Below are 15,561 nucleotides of genomic sequence, written 5' to 3'. Positions count from 1 at the left end.
ACCACATGACTTTTCGCCTTGGCTTTGCAGCCGCTGCTATTCTGACCAGTTCTGTTTTTGCAACCACAGCTTCCGCTGCTGATTGCTCTATCGATGTCGAAGACCCGTTCGAGTTGGAAGAAGCGGGCGTTAACGCGCTTTATGACTGCATCAAAGATGCCATGGCAGAAGGCTACGCCAAAGAGGGCGACGAAATTGGCAGCACCTACCGCAGCTGGACCGTCACCTCGACCCGCCCTGCCGTTGCAGGACCGCACGGCAATCGCTTTCTACAAACATTCGCTAATGATATCGCAGCAGAGCAGTATCTGAAATTCGAAGAAGAAGGCGTTGTTATGCCAGTGGGCTCTGTGCTTGCCAAGGAAAGCATCACGATCAACAAGAAACAGGAAGCCAAAGTTGGCCCACTGTTCCTGATGACCAAACTGGAAGCCGGTGGTGCACCAGACGCTGGTGACTGGCTCTATGGCGGTATCCAGCCCAATGGCAAGCCTATGAAGGTCAAGCAAAGCTTTTGCCACGACTGCCATTCAGGCTGGGCCGATCAGGATAGCCTTGGGTATCCTCTGGAAGAAGTGCGTGTGTCGAACTAAGCCCACGCCAATCTGAAGTTTAAAAACCCCGGCCCCGCGCCGGGGTTTTCTTTTGGCAGCAAAGAAAACTACTGAAGGTTTTGCGGCAACCCATCCGTGATGTCGTAGTAATCGCCCTTGTCTGCAACAAAGATATGCATCGCAAGTGCCGTGCGCGTTGGTGTATCAAATGCGCCCATCGCGATGGCCGTCCAATCCTTGAAAACTGGATCCCAGAACAAGGACGACCCGCAGGTCGTGCAAAATCCGCGCCGCACCTTCTGGGATGACTGATACCAGGTTACGTTCCCTTCACCGTGAACTGTCACCACATCGCGCGGCACATCCACGGACACTTCAAAATGCCCTGAGTGCTTGCGGCATTGTGAACAATGGCAGGCACTTGGAGCGGGAAGGTCGCCAGCAACTTCAAAACTCACCGCACCACATAGACAGCTTCCTTTATGCATCCGTTGTTCCTTTCAAGAATTCACTCGATTTGGCAAAATGGAATACGCATGAGATATGCAAAGACAGAGCTACCCTGCAAGGCCATGCACTTTGAATAAGCCGGCAATCAAACCACTTAAGGCATATTTCTGCCAGCTTTCTCTTTGCAAAACCCGCTGCTTTGGGCCATGACGGTTTTATGACTTCACAGATGCGCGCCCTCTCCGTTCACCTCCTTACTGCTACCGGCGCCGTCTTCGCAATGCTCGCCATGCTTGCTGCCGTCGAGCAGAAATGGGCTCTCATGTTCGTTTGGCTTGTTGTGGCGTTCGGTGTGGACGGCATCGACGGCCCGCTTGCGCGGAAATATGACGTCAAGAATAACGCACCGCAGTTTGACGGGGTGCTTTTGGATCTAATCATCGACTATCTGACCTATGTGTTCATCCCTGCCTTTGCCCTGTTCAAATCGGGCCTCATGGATGGTTGGACAGGCTGGTTTGCAATTATCGTTATCACCTTCACTTCAGCCATGTATTTTGCTGATACGCGCATGAAAACGAAAGACAATTCCTTTTCTGGCTTTCCTGGCTGCTGGAATATGCTGGTCTTGGTGATCTTCGCGATTGAGCCCAGTTTTTGGGTCAGCCTGACTTTGGTGACGGTGCTGGCAATCGCAATGTTCGTACCGTTGAAATTTGTCCACCCTGTCCGAACCGAGCGCTGGCGCGCTGTCACCCTGCCCATGGCCTTAGGCTGGACATTCTTCGCCGGTTGGGCGGCCTGGGTCGATTTTCACCCTCAAGCATGGGCATTGTGGGGATTGGTTGTGACCAGTCTCTATCTGACATTTGCCGGGATTGCGCAGCAGATCATCTATGATTTCGGCAAGGCCGCGCGCTAGATCAACAAAGACGCAGCACCTTCCAGTTTGAGCAAGGCCACCTTTGCTTCCACCCCGCCTGCACCGGAAAATCCGCCCAGCCCATTTGCGGCCAATACCCTGTGACAGGGGATCAGAATAGGGATAGGATTTGCCCCACAGGCCTGCCCGATAGCCTGCGCGCTGACGTCAAGATCCTGCGCGATATCGCCATAGGTTCGTGTTTCCCCGTAAGGGATCGCACAAAGCGCTGCATAAAATTTTTCCTGAAATGCCGTCCCGCCGGGCGCCAGCGGGGCTGAAAAATTTTCCAGCGCCCCGCTGAAATAAAGCTTCAGCTTTCGAACCGTATCACACAGAAGCAGTGTCTCTGTCGTTTCGTCGGATTTTCCCCATTCAAGCCGCGTGATGCTGCCCGCATCTTCCCAGATGGTCAGAGGCCCCACTGGGCTGTTCAGGCTCGCAGCCTTCATAACGCGCGACCAGTGACAGCCATCATGGTAGCGCTCATGGTCGAGACCAGAACCTGCGCATCCGAGCTCACCGCATAAGCGTGCCCCTGCACAAAGGTTAGCGTCCGTCCTGACTTGACCACCTCGCCCACAAAGCGGAACCGTGTGCCCTTCGCCGGAGCAAGGAAGCTGGATTTGAACTCTACCGTCAGCACTTCGGCCGCCGGTTCCATCAAGGTGAAGGCCGCATAGCCGCAAGCGCTATCAAGCGCCGTTGTCACGATGCCCGCATGCATGAAGCCATGCTGCTGCGTCAAGTCGTCACGAAACGGCATCTCCAGTACAACCCGTCCCGGTTCCAGTTCAGCCAGTACGATACCAAGCGCACCCATCACGTCTTGTTCCGCGAAACTCGCACGTGCCCTTTTGTCGAAATCAGGATTACGCGGCTGCAACAAGATCACCCCAATGCTTCATCACATCTTCCGCATACACCTGAATGCGCATGCGTCCCAACATCCGGCAAAATCTTCCAACAACGCTGGCATTTCTCGCCATCGGCTTTGGCAAACACTGCTGCGATACCTTTGGCGTCATCCAACGTGAAAGCCTCAGCGGGGCCAGCATCCGTTGAGACCTGAATGCTTGACGTGATGCATATATCGTCAAACGCAACCGTCTTCAGTACCTCTGCCGTATCCGCGTCAACAAACACCGTCGGTGCAGCTTCCAGCGAAGATCCGATCACCTTCTCGGTCCGTTGCACCTCCAACGCACCTGTCACCACACGGCGCACACGGCGGACTGTTGCCCATTTCGTCGCCAGCGCCTCATCGCGCCACGCGACAGGCGTTTCGGGGATATCCTGCAAATGCACCGATGACGCATCGCCGGGGAAGCGTTCCAGCCAAACCTCTTCCATTGTGAAGACCAGCACCGGGGCAAGCCATGTGGTCAGGCGGTGGTAGAGAATATCCAGAACCGTGCGCGCCGCACGGCGTCGCGCTGTATCGCCGTCACAATACAAGGCATCTTTGCGGATATCGAAGTAAAACGCCGAAAGATCAACCGTCGCAAAGGTAAACACAGCCTGAAATACGCCCTGAAAATCGTATTTCGTATAGCCGTCACGCACGACCTGATCCAGTTCAGCCAACCTGTGCAGCACCCAGCGTTCCAGCTCAGGCATATCCTGCGGCTCAACCCGGTCTGTCTCGGAAAACCCGCTGAGCGAGCCAAGCATGAACCGCATCGTGTTGCGCAGACGGCGGTAGCTGTCAGCGGTTCCTTTCAGGATTTCCGGACCGATCCGCTGGTCATTCGTGTAGTCCGTCTGAGCCACCCAAAGCCGCAAAATATCCGCACCGTATTGCTTCACGATCTGCTCTGGTACGATAGTATTTCCGATGGATTTGGACATCTTCATGCCCTTCTCATCCAACGTGAACCCATGGGTCAGCACGCCCCGATAGGGTGCACGACCAATCGTGCCGCAAGCCTGCAACATCGAGGAATGGAACCACCCGCGATGCTGGTCTGTCCCTTCCAGATAGAGATCCGCCAACCCATCCTCGGACCCGTCCGCCCGGTCACGCAACGTGAACGCATGGGTCGAGCCGGAATCGAACCACACATCCAGAATATCCATAACCTGATCGTAGTCTTCCGGGTCGACGCTATTGCCAAGGAACCGCTCTTTCGCGCCGTCCTTGTACCAAGCATCTGCGCCTTCAACCTCGAACGCCTCAAGAATACGGGCGTTGACCTCGGCATTGCGCAGCAGGAAATCGTCGTCGGTTGGCAGCGCGCCCTTCTTAGTAAAGCAGGTCAAAGGCACACCCCAGGCCCGTTGCCGCGACAGCACCCAGTCGGGTCGCGCTTCGATCATTGAATGTAGCCGGTTGCGCCCGGTCTTGGGCGTCCAGGTCACCAGCTCATCAATACTGCGCAACGCCCGTTCACGGATGGTTTTGCCATAGGTATCCTGCCCGTCGCCCACCGGACGGTCGACAGCCGCAAACCATTGCGGCGTGTTGCGATAGATCACCGGCGCTTTCGAACGCCAGGAATGCGGATAGCTATGCTTGATCTTGCCACGCGCCAGAAGGCCACCGACCTCGATCAGCTTGTCGATGATCGCGGTGTTGGCATTGCCCTCTTTACCATTGGGCTTAAGGATCGCCTTGCCGCCAAAGAAGGGCAGGTCATCGCGGAACCGCCCATCTTCCATGACATTATAAGTGATAAACTGCTGAAGCATGCCCAGATCACGGTATAGCTCAAACTCCTCCATCCCGTGGGACGGCGCACAATGGACAAAGCCGGTGCCTTCTTCATCAGTCACAAAATCGGCGGCACGGAAATCGCGGATGTCATCCCATTCGCCATCGCCGCCTTCGGCCCCCTTCAGCGGATGGGTAAGCTGGATCTTGGCCAGATCGTCCGGCTTCACATCACACAGGCGACGATACATCGTATCGTCCAGACGTGCTTTCGCCAAGACATCGGCAGCCAGCTTGTCAGACAGAATGTATCGCTCACCGATCCGCGCCCAGCATTCCTCGGGACGTCCGGTGATCTCATAAAGACCATAGGAGATATCCTCTCCATAAACGACCGCCTTGTTGGACGGCATCGTCCAAGGGGTCGTGGTCCAGATCACTACAAAAGCATTATCAAGCGTTACATCGCCTGTATTCACCACCCGGAATTTCACCCAGATGGTCGGGCTTTCCTTGTCGTGATACTCCACCTCGGCCTCGGCAAGGGCGGTTTTCTCGATAGGCGACCACATCACGGGCTTCGATCCCTGATACAGCACACCGGTCATCAGAAATTTCTGGAATTCCTCGGCAATGACCCGTTCCGCATGGAAGTTCATCGTCAGGTAGGGATCATCCCAATTGCCTGTGACGCCCAACCGTTTGAATTCTTCGCGCTGAATATCCACCCAACCCGCAGCGAAATCGCGACATTCCTGACGGAATTCGACGACATCAACCGCGTCCTTATCGCGGCCTTTCTGGCGGTATTTCTCTTCGATCTTCCACTCAATCGGCAGACCGTGACAATCCCAACCGGGAATATACCGGGCGTCATGACCCATCATCTGCTGGGACCGTACCACCATATCCTTCAGGATCTTGTTCAACGCGTGGCCGATATGCAGATGCCCGTTTGCATAGGGGGGCCGTCATGCAGGGTAAAGGGCGTGCGCCCCTCTTTCTCGCGCAGTTTGTCATAGACCCCGATCTTTTCCCAACGCTCCAACCAGTCTGGCTCACGCTTGGGCAGACCAGCGCGCATGGGGAAATCGGTTTCGGGCAGGTTCAGGGTAGATTTGTAGTCAGGTGTATCGGCGCACATATGGAGCGTCCTCAGGTCAGATAGTCGGAAATAAAGCGGAACGGTGCGAGGGTCTCAAACACCTTTGCCCGGCGTCTCATATATCAGAGCGCCGGGGATATAATTCGAATGATGATCACCAGAACATGGTTCATGGGTCGGCTTATAGCCCTACTATATCAAAGGGTCCAGAGCTTGCGAAAACCCATATGAAAATCGCACCCGTCGTGTATATGCGGGTCGGAATGAGACAGAGACTACACATAGGCATCGCTGGGGCTGGCATTGGCGGATTGACTGCTGGCGCGCTTCTGGCAGCGCAAGGGCATCGCGTGCAGGTCTTTGATCAGTTTGCGTCACCGCAACCTGTGGGCTCTGGCCTTGTGATACAACCAGTCGGTCAAGCAGTGCTGGACGCTATCGGCGCAGGCGACGCTGCACAGGCCAAGGGCAACCGCATCAGACGCATGCTGGGACATGAAGCTGATAGCGGCCGCCGGGTTCTGGACGTCTGGTATGACTGTAAAGACGATGGGCAGCGGTTTGGATTGGCAATCCACCGCGCCAGCCTGTTCGATGCGATTTTCAACGCAGCGATTGCAGCAGGGGTAACGCTGGTCTCGGACCATCCTGTCGCAAGCGCGAATGCAGGCCGGATCACCTTTGAAAATGGCACCGTCGCTGGTCCCTTCGATTTAGTGATAGATGCATGCGGCGCTAAATCACCCCTGACCCCGATCCGCACCCGTGCCCTGCCCTATGGCGCGATCTGGGGCACGGTGCCGTGGCCCGAAACCAGCCTGCCCAAAGATCAGCTCAGCCAAACCTATCGCAAGGCAGACCGTATGATTGGCACCCTGCCCATCGGAACGCTGCCAGGCGATGACGCCCCGCAGGCCGCCATCTTCTGGTCACTGCCAGCTGACAGCTTTGATGCATGGCGCGCCGCACCTTTAGAAATATGGAAGGCCGAGGCAACAACGCTCTGGCCTGCCTTTGCCCCATTCTTGCAAACGGTGACACAACATGACCAGATGACCATGGCACGCTACGCTCATGCCACCTTGCGCAAACCTTACGGCAACCGGCTGGCGGTTATCGGTGACGCTGCCCACAAAGCCAGCCCACAATTGGGGCAAGGGGCCAATATGGCCCTGCTTGACGCCCATGCCTTGGCCGAGGCTTTGAAAAACTATCCTGTGGAGGACGCCTTGCCAATCTACGCGCAGGCCCGGCGTTGGCATGTGCGCATCTATCAGGCGATGAGCTGGGCCTTTACACCACAATATCAATCCGACAGCCATGTGTTGCCGATACTGCGGGATCGGCTGATCTTCCCGATCTCCCAAATCCCGCCTGTTCCTCGCCTGCTGACCCGCTTGGTCTGCGGAGACATGCTGCCCCCGCTCGCTTCGTTATCACGGTAAGGGCAGGTTTGATGGGGCCTGTTCAGCACCAGTCAGCATCAGATAAGCAAAGTCACTATTCGCAAAGCGAGTGATCATATCCTAACCCGGAAATAACCCGGTTAGCGCGCGTTTCACCAGCCCAGTTACGGAGGGGCGTTTCTCGGTAACAAACGGCAGCGGGCGGCAGACTTCGATAGCGGCCACACCCACCCGCGCGGTTAAGGCACCGTTGATCACACCCTCGCCAAAACGGCGCGACACCTTGGCCAGAACACCACCCCCGGCGATAGAGCCGATCAGGTCGTCGCCTACGGCGACAGCACCTGTTGCCACCAGATGGGTCAGCACAGCACGGGTCAAACGCCAGCTTCCCAATGTGCCGGATCGACCACCATAGATTTCAGCGATGCGGCGGATCATCCGCAGGTTCGAGGTCAGCGCGACCACCAGATCAGCCAAAGCCAGTGGTACAATCGCGGTAACGGTAGCAACCTGACGGGCAGCGGCTTCAACCTCAAGGCGGGCCAGTGCATCAAGCGGCCCCAGCAAATGTTGCTCAGCCAGCCCAAGTGCTGCATCCGCATCGAAGCTGTCGCTGGCACGGGCCGCCATGGCGCTACGGGCAGCGGCAAGATCTGCGCGGTTTGCATAGAGACTTAGCAGCCGGTCACTGACTGCACGCGCAGCTTTCAAATCACCTGTGGACAGTGCCGCATCGGCCTGCGTCCGCAGACCGTCAATCCGTTTCAGGCGGCCAAGCGCCAACCATTCCCGCCCGGCGATCAGAAGTAACGCCAGAACGAATAGCCCGGTCAGCACAGTGGCGGTCCAACCAAGGATAGGGCTGCGCTCGATCAGCCCCGTGACGAACTCCCACGCGGCAACAGATGCCGCGAAACTGACCAGCGCCAGCAGCGATGACCAGAAGAACCGCGTCAATCCCGACGACCGGCGCGTCGCCAATGTAGCAAGCGTTTGCATTGCGCGGCCCGTTGGCACGGGTAGGTCCGCATCGGGAACTGGGGGTGCGGTGGCCGGTGTTTCGGCCTGCCCCTCGTCCAGCTCGATCAAGACCGGACCTGTGGATTTCTGGGTCATCTCAAGCGATCTCCAATCAGGAATTCTGTGGCCTTGTCCAGCCTGATGTGAGGTGGACCTTCACCCGGTTTCAACTCTTGCCGGGCCGGAGCAAAAGACATAATCGAATAATCCGCATCAAGCCACGCAGTCTGACCGTCACGCGCACGGCAGAGCAGTTGGGCCGGATTAGATGGCAAATGGCCGGGAAAGAACGCCGCGTGCTTGCCAGTCTCCAGCAAGCGCCCCCGCACCACGTCAAGCTTTTCGCCACCATGATCGATCGTGTCTTCGACCGTTGTGCGCAGAGCAGCAATAGACATCGCAGCCGTCTGTGCCCCGGCAAAGTCGGCGCGGTCACGGGCCTCGCGTAGAAGCGCATCCATAATCGCGGTCAGTTTTCCATGTTGCGCATGGTGCAGGTGGTCCGCTTTGGTGGCTGCAAACAGAATTTTCTCGACACGCTTGCCAAATAGGATTTGCGACAGCCACGCATTGGGGCCGGGGCGGAAGGCACCCAGAATATCGGCCATGGCACGGCGCAGATCATCTACCGCTTGTGGGCCTGCATGGATGGCGCCCAGTGCATCGACCAGCACGATCTGGCGGTCAATGCGAGCGAAATGGTCCCGGAAGAACGGCTTGACCACCTTGGATTTATAGGCCTCATACCGGCGTTCAAATTCCCGATACAAGCTGTTGCGCGGCGTGGATTCAGGGCGCGGCAAAGGTGCGAAGGTCACAGCAGGCGATCCTTCCATATCGCCCGGCAGCAGGAACCGGCCGGGGGTATAGTCGCTGAGACCTGCTGCCCTGATCGCTGCCAAATAGGCCGTATAAGCTGCTGCAAGCGCCTGTGCTTGCGGCTCATCCAGCTTGGCAGCAGGATCAGTCGCCGCAACCAGCGTCAGGTAGTCTTTCGCATCCTCGCGGGGTTTGGCACGGGCAAGGCTTTCATCAGACCAGTCAGCGAAGGATTTCTCTAGCAGGCCCAGATCCAGCAACCATTCGCCGGGGTAGTCAACGATATCCAGATGCACAACGCGCGGCCCAGAGAAGCTGCCGAGCAAGCCCGTCGGCTGCACCCGCAATGAAAGGCGCAGCTCCGAAATAGTGCGGGTCGAGTTGGGCCAAACCGGATCAGCGCCAGTCATCGCAGCCAGGTGAGTTTCGTAATCAAATCGCGGGATCGTATCGTCGGGCTGCGGTTGCAGATAGGCGGCTTGAATAGCACCCTTGGCCGCAGCGGTCAGTTGCGGCATCCGGTCCCGGTTCATCAGATTGGCGATCAGTGACGTAATGAACACCGTCTTACCCGCGCGGCTCAGACCCGTAACACCCAAACGGATTGTCGGCTCAAACGCACCAGTAAATGTCGAGGTGACACCTTCGATGCCGCGGCCCAACCCCTCTGCAATGTCATGAAGTATCACGTGAATTCCTTTTGTCGCCGCCTATACATAGGCCGCACAGGGCGATCTGTGTAGGGGGAAGGGGCTTGGCAGCCTCAGCCGCAAAGGCTATTCGGTCAAAATGCCCAGATATGCCTTGAGAATTGAATATAACGGCACGCCTTTTGCCGGGTGGCAACGGCAGGACAATGCGCCATCCGTTCAGGGAGCTGTGGAAGCCGCGCTCCGCAAGCTGGAACCTGACTGCCCCGGTATCGCTGCGGCTGGGCGCACAGATGCAGGCGTGCATGCTTTGGCACAAGTGGCTCATTGCGACATGGCAAAGGACTGGGATGCCTTCCGATTATCCGAGGCGCTGAACTATCATCTGAAACCAGCCCCCGTGGCGATATTGCAGGCGGTGCGCGTAGCAGATGACTGGCACGCCCGGTTTTCAGCGACCGAGCGGCGCTACCTGTTTCGCCTTCTCTGCCGTCGCGCCCCCGCAACCCATGAGGCAGGTCTCGTCTGGCAGATCAATCATATGCTGGACCTTGAGCCGATGCGCGAAGCCGCCGCGCATCTGATCGGCAATCATGATTTCACCACCTTCCGGTCGACCATGTGTCAGGCAAAGTCGCCAGTAAAGACGCTGGATGAGCTGCGGATCGAACGGCTGGACGTAGCTTACGGTGCCGAATTCCGCTTCCACCTGCGGGCGCGGTCATTTCTGCATAATCAGGTCCGCAGCTTTGTGGGCTCTCTGGAGCGAGTAGGCGCAGGCAGCTGGCATCCCAATGATATGAAGCACGCACGAGAGGCTTGCGACCGCGCGGCCTGCGGCCCCGTTTGTCCGCCGCAAGGGCTATATCTGGCAGAGGTTGGTTATCCGGAAGATCCATTTGCTAAGACCGCAGCAGGGCTCTGACGGTTTGCAGGGGCCTTTGAAAGACGACCACCTAAAAAATAAATTTCTAACGTATTCTAACATGCTTTTGATCTGCTTTTTAAGAAGTCCTCAGCTAAACTGACGAAAATGTCTTTTGTTCGGAGACCGCGATGCGCCTTCTCGTTTGTTTTGCAACTTTGCTGGCCTTCCTACCCCTGCACGTCTCGGCGGATCAGACCTGCCAGGATCAGACCCCATGTGTTCTGGGGGACAGGTCTTATCACGTGAAGGTGCCCGAGAATTGGGATGGCGTGACACCGATGCCCGTTATGCTGCATTTCCACGGCTGGGGACGGCAAGGAACGCTGGTGGTCAAACACAAACGCATTGCCGGCGCGACAGACCCACGCGGTGTATTGTTACTGGCCCCGAACGGCCTTGGCAAAACTTGGGATTTCTGGCGCAGTGGTACGTCGGATGTGGAGTTTGCGGATCAGGTTCTGCAAGACGCGGCAAAGCATTATCCGATCGATACAAATAACATCATCGTATCGGGCTATTCCTACGGCTCGGCCATGGCGTGGCGCTTCGTTTGCGAACGTGGTGCAAAGGTGAAGGCGCTTCTGGCCGTCTCTGGCTCGATCAATCAGGACGAAAACTGCGATACGCATCCGCAAGAGGTCCGCCATGTGCATGGTAAGAAAGACAATGTGATGGATTTCCCAATGGGTCCGGGGGGCGACACAACTTATCCGGTGGCCTTATGGCGAGCCCGGATGGGGTGTGCGACACCAACCGGCACCAATGCCTATGCAACGACAGAAAAGGACAAGTTCAATCGCACCATCTGGGCCACTTGCGACACCGGTGTCAGCGTAACGCTTGACCTGCATGAACGCGGCCACTTCATTCCACGCGGCTGGCTGGCCCAACAACTGGATGAGGTTTTGCCGCGAAGCTAACAGTCGCGGAGCGTCTGGTTGCAGGTAAGCCATAAAGCGTCGGCATCTATTCGCGCTTGTCAGGCAAATGGCCAAAGCCCACGGCAACCCTGTTCCAAGCATTCATCTGAGAAATAATCAGCGTCAGATCGACGATCTGCTGATCCGAATAATGAAGCTTTAACGTCTCAAACAGTTCAGCCGGAGCACCGTTTTCGGGAAGGCATGTTATAGCTTCGGCCCATGCAAGAGCAGCTCGTTCGCTTTCCTCGAAGAAACGACATTCGCGCCAAACAGCAAGACAATCAAGTCGTTGCTGCGTTTCACCAGCAGCCCTTGCCTGAACTGAATGCAAATCGACACAGTAGACACAACCATTTATCTGAGAAACCCTCAATTCAATCATTGCGCGCAACTGATTATCGATAGAATCCATATGCTCTTTGGATGCCAACATACTTTTGATTGCTGGACCATTTATAGCGACATAGTTTAGGCGTTCGGTCATTGCGGGGGCTCCGAGTATGTTGCTATCTACATAATAGAAAAGTCTGCTCGACATTAAAGATTATAGAAACAGCCGCGCATTATATGCGATACGTAAGATCAAGCGCTCTACGGCTTCAACCTATATCCCGTCCTGAATATCCACGCGATGACACCTATGCAGACGGCTGTGAACAGACCAATAGCCAGCAAGCTGACTCCAATTGGCACGTCGGATACTCCGAAAAAAGACCAGCGGAAACCTGAGACCAGATAGACCACCGGGTTGAACATCGCCACGGTCTGCCATGCCCCGGGCAGCATCGAGATGGAATAAAAGCTACCGCCCAAAAACACCAGTGGCGTGATGACCAGAAGCGGGATCAGCTGTAATTGCTCGAAATTCTGCGCCCACAGCCCAATGATAAACCCCAGCAAGGCAAAGCTGAGGCACGTCATGACCAGAAAGGCCAGCATCGCCACCGGATGGACAATGCTGAGATCAACAAACAGATGCGCTGTGGCAAGGATGATCACACCGATAAACAACGCCTTGGTCGCCGCCGCACCAACATAACCGATGACAATCTCGAAAAAGCTGATCGGGGCAGAGAGCAGCTCATAAATCGTGCCAATGAATTTCGGGAAATAGATACCGAAAGACGCGTTCGATGTGGCCTGCGTCATGACCGACAACATGATCAGCCCCGGCACAATGAACGCGCCATAGCTGACGCCTTCGACCTGCTCAATACGGCTGCCGATGGCGGCACCGAACACCACAAAGTAAAGCGAAGTCGAGATCACCGGCGAGATGAAGCTTTGGGTCAGCGTCCGGAAAAACCGCGCCATCTCAAAGATATAGATAGACTTGATTGCCTGCCAGTTCATGCGGCATCCCCCACAAGACCTACAAAAATATCCTCAAGCGAGGATTGCCGCGTCGAGACATCCTTCAGGACCAAACCTGCCGCAGCAATGTCGCCCAGCAACTTGGTGATGCCAGTCCTCTCAGCGCTGGTGTCGTAGGTATAAATCAAAATCTTGTCATTCTCGGCCAGCTTCAGATTATAGTCAGACAGCGCCTCCGGGATGGCCATAAGCGGGCTTTGAAGCTCGATCCGCAGCTCTTTCTGACCCATCTGCGCCATCAGCGCCTGCTTCTCCTTGACCAGCAGGATTTCCCCGCCATTGATCACGCCAACCCTGTCGGCAATAGCCTCGGCCTCTTCGATGTAGTGGGTCGTTAGAATGATCGTAACCCCATCGTCCTGAAGGCCACGTACCACTTGCCACATGTCCTTGCGCAATTCGACATCCACTCCGGCGGTCGGCTCATCCAGAAACAGAATGCGCGGTTCGTGACTAAGTGCCTTTGCGATCAGCACGCGACGTTTCATGCCGCCGGACAATTCCCGGATGCGGGCATCTTTCTTGTCCCACAGTGACAATTGACGAAGCACTTTTTCCAGATAGGCAGGATCAGGCGACTTACCGAACAGGCCACGCGTGAAGCGAACCGTGTTGATAACCTTTTCGAACGGCTCAAGCGTGATTTCCTGTGGGACCAACCCGATCAGACGGCGAGCCTCGCGAAAATCAGTGATGATGTCATGCCCACCAACCGAAACACTACCCGAAGACGGGTTGACCATGCCACAGATGACCGAGATCAGCGTCGTTTTTCCAGCGCCATTCGGCCCCAAAAGGGCAAGGATTTCGCCCTGTTCAATCTCAAGCGAGACGCCTTTCAGCGCCTCAAATCCGCCCTCATAGGTTTTGGCCAAATCTCTGACAGCAACGATGGGCGCCATATCAGCACGCATCCCGAATGGCGCGCATATTTGCACCGTATACATCCGGGGCCTCGACCGAACCGCCTTTGAAAACGGCAGAGCCTGCAACCAGCACATCAGCACCTGCCTTTGTCACCAAAGGCGCAGTCTCAGGGGTAACACCCCCATCAATCTCGATATGGATAGGGCGATCACCGATCATAGCCCGAAGTTTTTCGACCTTCGCAATCTGGGAGTGGATAAATTTCTGCCCCCCAAAGCCCGGGTTAACGGTCATCACACAGATCAGATCGACCATATCCAGCAGGTGCTCTACATGGCCCGCAGGGGTGCCGGGATTCAAGGCAACACCGGCTTTGGCTCCGGCCCCACGAATGGCTTGCAGCGTGCGGTGGATATGCGGGCCGGCCTCTGCATGGGCGGTGATGATGTCAGCACCGGCTTGTGCAAAGGCTTCGATATACGCATCCACAGGTGCAATCATCAGATGCACGTCCATGACCCCTTTGATATGGGGACGGATCGCCTTGCAGGTCTCAGGCCCGAAGGTGATGTTGGGCACGAAATGCCCGTCCATCACGTCCACATGAACCCAATCCGCCCCTTGCGCCTCAATTGCTTCGCATTCCTTGCCAAAATTGGCGAAGTCAGCGGACAGGATGGAGGGGGCGATTTTTATGGATCGATCGAAGGTCATGGTAAGGGTCCTTTGGTGGATACCCTTCCCTATCCCCGATAGGCCGGTACGGGCAAGACTGGATAACCAAGAATACTGACAGACCGCAGCCAATGGCTTTCCTCACCTTGCAACTGACGCCTGTGCGTGGCACGGTTTTGTCTTCCACACAGGTGAGGTTTTTCTTGAAACTGGCCACGCAGAAACACGTTAAAGCCGCACCTGCGCAATTGCCGCAGGTTCATCTGCCGCGCAATCCCGGTATGCCCCTTGATCTGGACTGGGTCGCGCGGGTGCAGGCGAATACCTCTGCGATTGAGCGGCGCGCGGCGTCTTTGCCCGGACGCAGATCCGTCAAGAAAGCGCATCAGGCGGCATGGCTGCTGAAGGCCGTGACCTGCATCGATCTGACGACTCTGTCAGGCGACGATACAGCAGGCCGGGTCCGCAGGCTTTGCGCCAAAGCGCGCCAACCCGTGCGGGCAGACATTCTGGAAAAACTGGGTGTTGAGGGGATCACCACCGGCGCGGTCTGCGTCTATCACGACATGATTGCGCCCGCAGTTGAAGCCTTGGAAGGCTCTGGCATCCCTGTCGCTGCCGTATCTACCGGATTTCCAGCAGGCCTGTCGCCGTTCCATCTGCGCGTGGCCGAGATCGAGGAAAGCGTGAAAACAGGTGCAAAAGAAATCGACATCGTCATTTCTCGCCGCCATGTGCTGACCCAGAACTGGCAAGCGCTGTATGACGAAATGCGCGCCTTCCGTGCGGCCTGTGGCAACGCTCATGTGAAGGCGATCCTTGCAACAGGGGAGCTTGGGTCACTGCGCAACGTCGCTCACGCTTCGCTGATCTGCATGATGGCGGGGGCGGATTTCATCAAGACCTCGACCGGGAAAGAGGCAGTCAATGCGACCCTGCCGGTCTCGCTGGTGATGATACGTGCCATCCGCGACTATTTCGACGCGACCGGCTTTCATGTGGGGTACAAACCGGCAGGCGGCATTTCCAAGGCGAAAGACGCCATCATCTATCTTGCGCTTATGAAGGACGAACTTGGGGTGCGCTGGTGCCAGCCAGACCTGTTCCGCTTTGGCGCGTCATCCCTGCTCAACGACATAGAACGGCAGCTAGAGCATCATGTAACCGGTGCATATTCGGCCTCGTACCGCCATCCACTCGCTTGATTCTTGA

General features: G+C 56.5%; 15 protein-coding genes and 1 pseudogene. 6 read left to right on the top strand and 10 right to left on the bottom strand.

The genetic code is table 11. The features are described from left to right. Positions 1-5 precede the first annotated feature (5 nt). Entirely contained in the window at positions 6-593 is a 588-nt protein-coding gene (locus ACZ1HF_RS14545) for a cytochrome P460 family protein (RefSeq protein ID WP_472658186.1), read from the top strand. A gap of 68 nt (positions 594-661) precedes the next feature. Here the strand turns inward: ACZ1HF_RS14545 and ACZ1HF_RS14540 are convergent, their stop codons facing one another. Beyond that, complete coding sequence (locus ACZ1HF_RS14540; protein WP_472658185.1) at positions 662-1,042, bottom strand: GFA family protein; 381 nt, start codon at positions 1,040-1,042, stop codon at positions 662-664. A 179-nt stretch (positions 1,043-1,221) separates the two neighbouring features. On the opposite strand from ACZ1HF_RS14540, the gene ACZ1HF_RS14535 reads away from it, so the two are divergent. After that, entirely contained in the window at positions 1,222-1,926 is a 705-nt protein-coding gene (locus ACZ1HF_RS14535) for a CDP-alcohol phosphatidyltransferase family protein (protein WP_472658184.1), read from the top strand. Here ACZ1HF_RS14535 and ACZ1HF_RS14530 read toward each other — a convergent pair. The 3 genes and pseudogenes from ACZ1HF_RS14530 to ileS form a co-directional block, all read right to left on the bottom strand. Continuing rightward, the gene (locus tag ACZ1HF_RS14530; protein WP_472658183.1) at positions 1,923-2,378 is read right to left on the bottom strand and encodes a methylated-DNA--[protein]-cysteine S-methyltransferase; all 456 of its coding nucleotides are present in this window, start codon (positions 2,376-2,378) and stop codon (positions 1,923-1,925) included. The two genes, ACZ1HF_RS14535 and ACZ1HF_RS14530, sit on opposite strands and share 4 nt — an antisense overlap. Next, on the bottom strand, positions 2,375-2,821 hold the full coding sequence (locus tag ACZ1HF_RS14525) for a PaaI family thioesterase (RefSeq protein ID WP_472658182.1): 447 nt from the start codon (positions 2,819-2,821) through the stop codon (positions 2,375-2,377). The genes ACZ1HF_RS14530 and ACZ1HF_RS14525 overlap by 4 nt, the downstream gene beginning before the upstream one ends. Continuing rightward, a pseudogene (ileS, locus tag ACZ1HF_RS14520) lies at positions 2,818-5,723 on the bottom strand (isoleucine--tRNA ligase). The gene ACZ1HF_RS14525 and the pseudogene ileS overlap by 4 nt, the downstream one beginning before the upstream one ends. A 224-nt stretch (positions 5,724-5,947) precedes the next feature. Here ileS and ACZ1HF_RS14515 point away from each other — a divergent pair. Next, complete coding sequence (locus ACZ1HF_RS14515) at positions 5,948-7,129, top strand: FAD-dependent oxidoreductase (RefSeq protein WP_472658181.1); 1,182 nt, start codon at positions 5,948-5,950, stop codon at positions 7,127-7,129. Positions 7,130-7,210: 81 nt separating this feature from the next. Here the strand turns inward: ACZ1HF_RS14515 and ACZ1HF_RS14510 are convergent, their stop codons facing one another. Further along, positions 7,211-8,209 (bottom strand): YcjF family protein, encoded by a 999-nt coding sequence (locus tag ACZ1HF_RS14510; protein WP_472658180.1) that lies wholly within the window; start codon positions 8,207-8,209, stop codon positions 7,211-7,213. Next, positions 8,206-9,621 (bottom strand): YcjX family GTP-binding protein, encoded by a 1,416-nt coding sequence (locus ACZ1HF_RS14505; RefSeq protein WP_472658179.1) that lies wholly within the window; start codon positions 9,619-9,621, stop codon positions 8,206-8,208. The genes ACZ1HF_RS14510 and ACZ1HF_RS14505 overlap by 4 nt, the downstream gene beginning before the upstream one ends. 100 nt (positions 9,622-9,721) lie before the next feature. On the opposite strand from ACZ1HF_RS14505, the gene truA reads away from it, so the two are divergent. Together truA and ACZ1HF_RS14495 are read left to right on the top strand one after the other, a co-directional pair. Then, positions 9,722-10,507 (top strand): tRNA pseudouridine(38-40) synthase TruA, encoded by a 786-nt coding sequence (gene truA / locus ACZ1HF_RS14500; protein WP_472658178.1) that lies wholly within the window; start codon positions 9,722-9,724, stop codon positions 10,505-10,507. Positions 10,508-10,638: 131 nt separating this feature from the next. Then, positions 10,639-11,430, top strand: coding sequence for a CE1 family esterase (locus ACZ1HF_RS14495; protein WP_472658177.1), 792 nt, complete (start codon positions 10,639-10,641; stop codon positions 11,428-11,430). A 46-nt stretch (positions 11,431-11,476) separates the two neighbouring features. On the opposite strand, the gene ACZ1HF_RS14490 is transcribed toward ACZ1HF_RS14495, so the two are convergent. The 4 genes from ACZ1HF_RS14490 to rpe form a co-directional block, all read right to left on the bottom strand. Then, positions 11,477-11,917 (bottom strand): carboxymuconolactone decarboxylase family protein, encoded by a 441-nt coding sequence (locus ACZ1HF_RS14490; protein ID WP_472658176.1) that lies wholly within the window; start codon positions 11,915-11,917, stop codon positions 11,477-11,479. Positions 11,918-12,024: 107 nt separating this feature from the next. Next, entirely contained in the window at positions 12,025-12,786 is a 762-nt protein-coding gene (locus tag ACZ1HF_RS14485; RefSeq protein WP_472658175.1) for an ABC transporter permease, read from the bottom strand. Continuing rightward, positions 12,783-13,709 (bottom strand): ABC transporter ATP-binding protein, encoded by a 927-nt coding sequence (locus tag ACZ1HF_RS14480; protein WP_472658174.1) that lies wholly within the window; start codon positions 13,707-13,709, stop codon positions 12,783-12,785. The genes ACZ1HF_RS14485 and ACZ1HF_RS14480 overlap by 4 nt, the downstream gene beginning before the upstream one ends. Position 13,710: 1 nt before the next feature. Further along, the gene (rpe, locus tag ACZ1HF_RS14475) at positions 13,711-14,388 is read right to left on the bottom strand and encodes a ribulose-phosphate 3-epimerase (protein ID WP_472658173.1); all 678 of its coding nucleotides are present in this window, start codon (positions 14,386-14,388) and stop codon (positions 13,711-13,713) included. A 92-nt stretch (positions 14,389-14,480) separates the two neighbouring features. Between rpe and deoC the strand changes: the two genes are divergently transcribed. Next, entirely contained in the window at positions 14,481-15,554 is a 1,074-nt protein-coding gene (gene deoC, locus ACZ1HF_RS14470; protein WP_472658172.1) for a deoxyribose-phosphate aldolase, read from the top strand. The last annotated feature ends 7 nt before the right edge of the window (positions 15,555-15,561 follow it).

The organism is Litoreibacter sp. GN1-5, from assembly GCF_055693805.1.
Note: the sequence above shows the minus strand (reverse complement) of the source record. Positions and strands in the feature narration are given on the sequence as shown.

What these genes read in the sequence shown, in the direction of transcription:
- rpe (WP_472658173.1), bottom strand. Translation starts at nt 14,388, where the DNA reads ATGACCTTCGATCGATCCATAAAAATCGCCCCCTCCATCCTGTCCGCT.
- ACZ1HF_RS14530 (WP_472658183.1), bottom strand. Translation starts at nt 2,378, where the DNA reads ATGAAGGCTGCGAGCCTGAACAGCCCAGTGGGGCCTCTGACCATCTGG.
- ACZ1HF_RS14490 (WP_472658176.1), bottom strand. Translation starts at nt 11,917, where the DNA reads ATGACCGAACGCCTAAACTATGTCGCTATAAATGGTCCAGCAATCAAA.
- deoC (WP_472658172.1), top strand. Translation starts at nt 14,481, where the DNA reads ATGGCTTTCCTCACCTTGCAACTGACGCCTGTGCGTGGCACGGTTTTG.
- ACZ1HF_RS14495 (WP_472658177.1), top strand. Translation starts at nt 10,639, where the DNA reads ATGCGCCTTCTCGTTTGTTTTGCAACTTTGCTGGCCTTCCTACCCCTG.
- ACZ1HF_RS14515 (WP_472658181.1), top strand. Translation starts at nt 5,948, where the DNA reads ATGAGACAGAGACTACACATAGGCATCGCTGGGGCTGGCATTGGCGGA.
- ACZ1HF_RS14545 (WP_472658186.1), top strand. Translation starts at nt 6, where the DNA reads ATGACTTTTCGCCTTGGCTTTGCAGCCGCTGCTATTCTGACCAGTTCT.
- ACZ1HF_RS14485 (WP_472658175.1), bottom strand. Translation starts at nt 12,786, where the DNA reads ATGAACTGGCAGGCAATCAAGTCTATCTATATCTTTGAGATGGCGCGG.
- ACZ1HF_RS14510 (WP_472658180.1), bottom strand. Translation starts at nt 8,209, where the DNA reads ATGACCCAGAAATCCACAGGTCCGGTCTTGATCGAGCTGGACGAGGGG.
- ACZ1HF_RS14535 (WP_472658184.1), top strand. Translation starts at nt 1,222, where the DNA reads ATGACTTCACAGATGCGCGCCCTCTCCGTTCACCTCCTTACTGCTACC.
- truA (WP_472658178.1), top strand. Translation starts at nt 9,722, where the DNA reads ATGCCCAGATATGCCTTGAGAATTGAATATAACGGCACGCCTTTTGCC.
- ACZ1HF_RS14480 (WP_472658174.1), bottom strand. Translation starts at nt 13,709, where the DNA reads ATGGCGCCCATCGTTGCTGTCAGAGATTTGGCCAAAACCTATGAGGGC.
- ACZ1HF_RS14540 (WP_472658185.1), bottom strand. Translation starts at nt 1,042, where the DNA reads ATGCATAAAGGAAGCTGTCTATGTGGTGCGGTGAGTTTTGAAGTTGCT.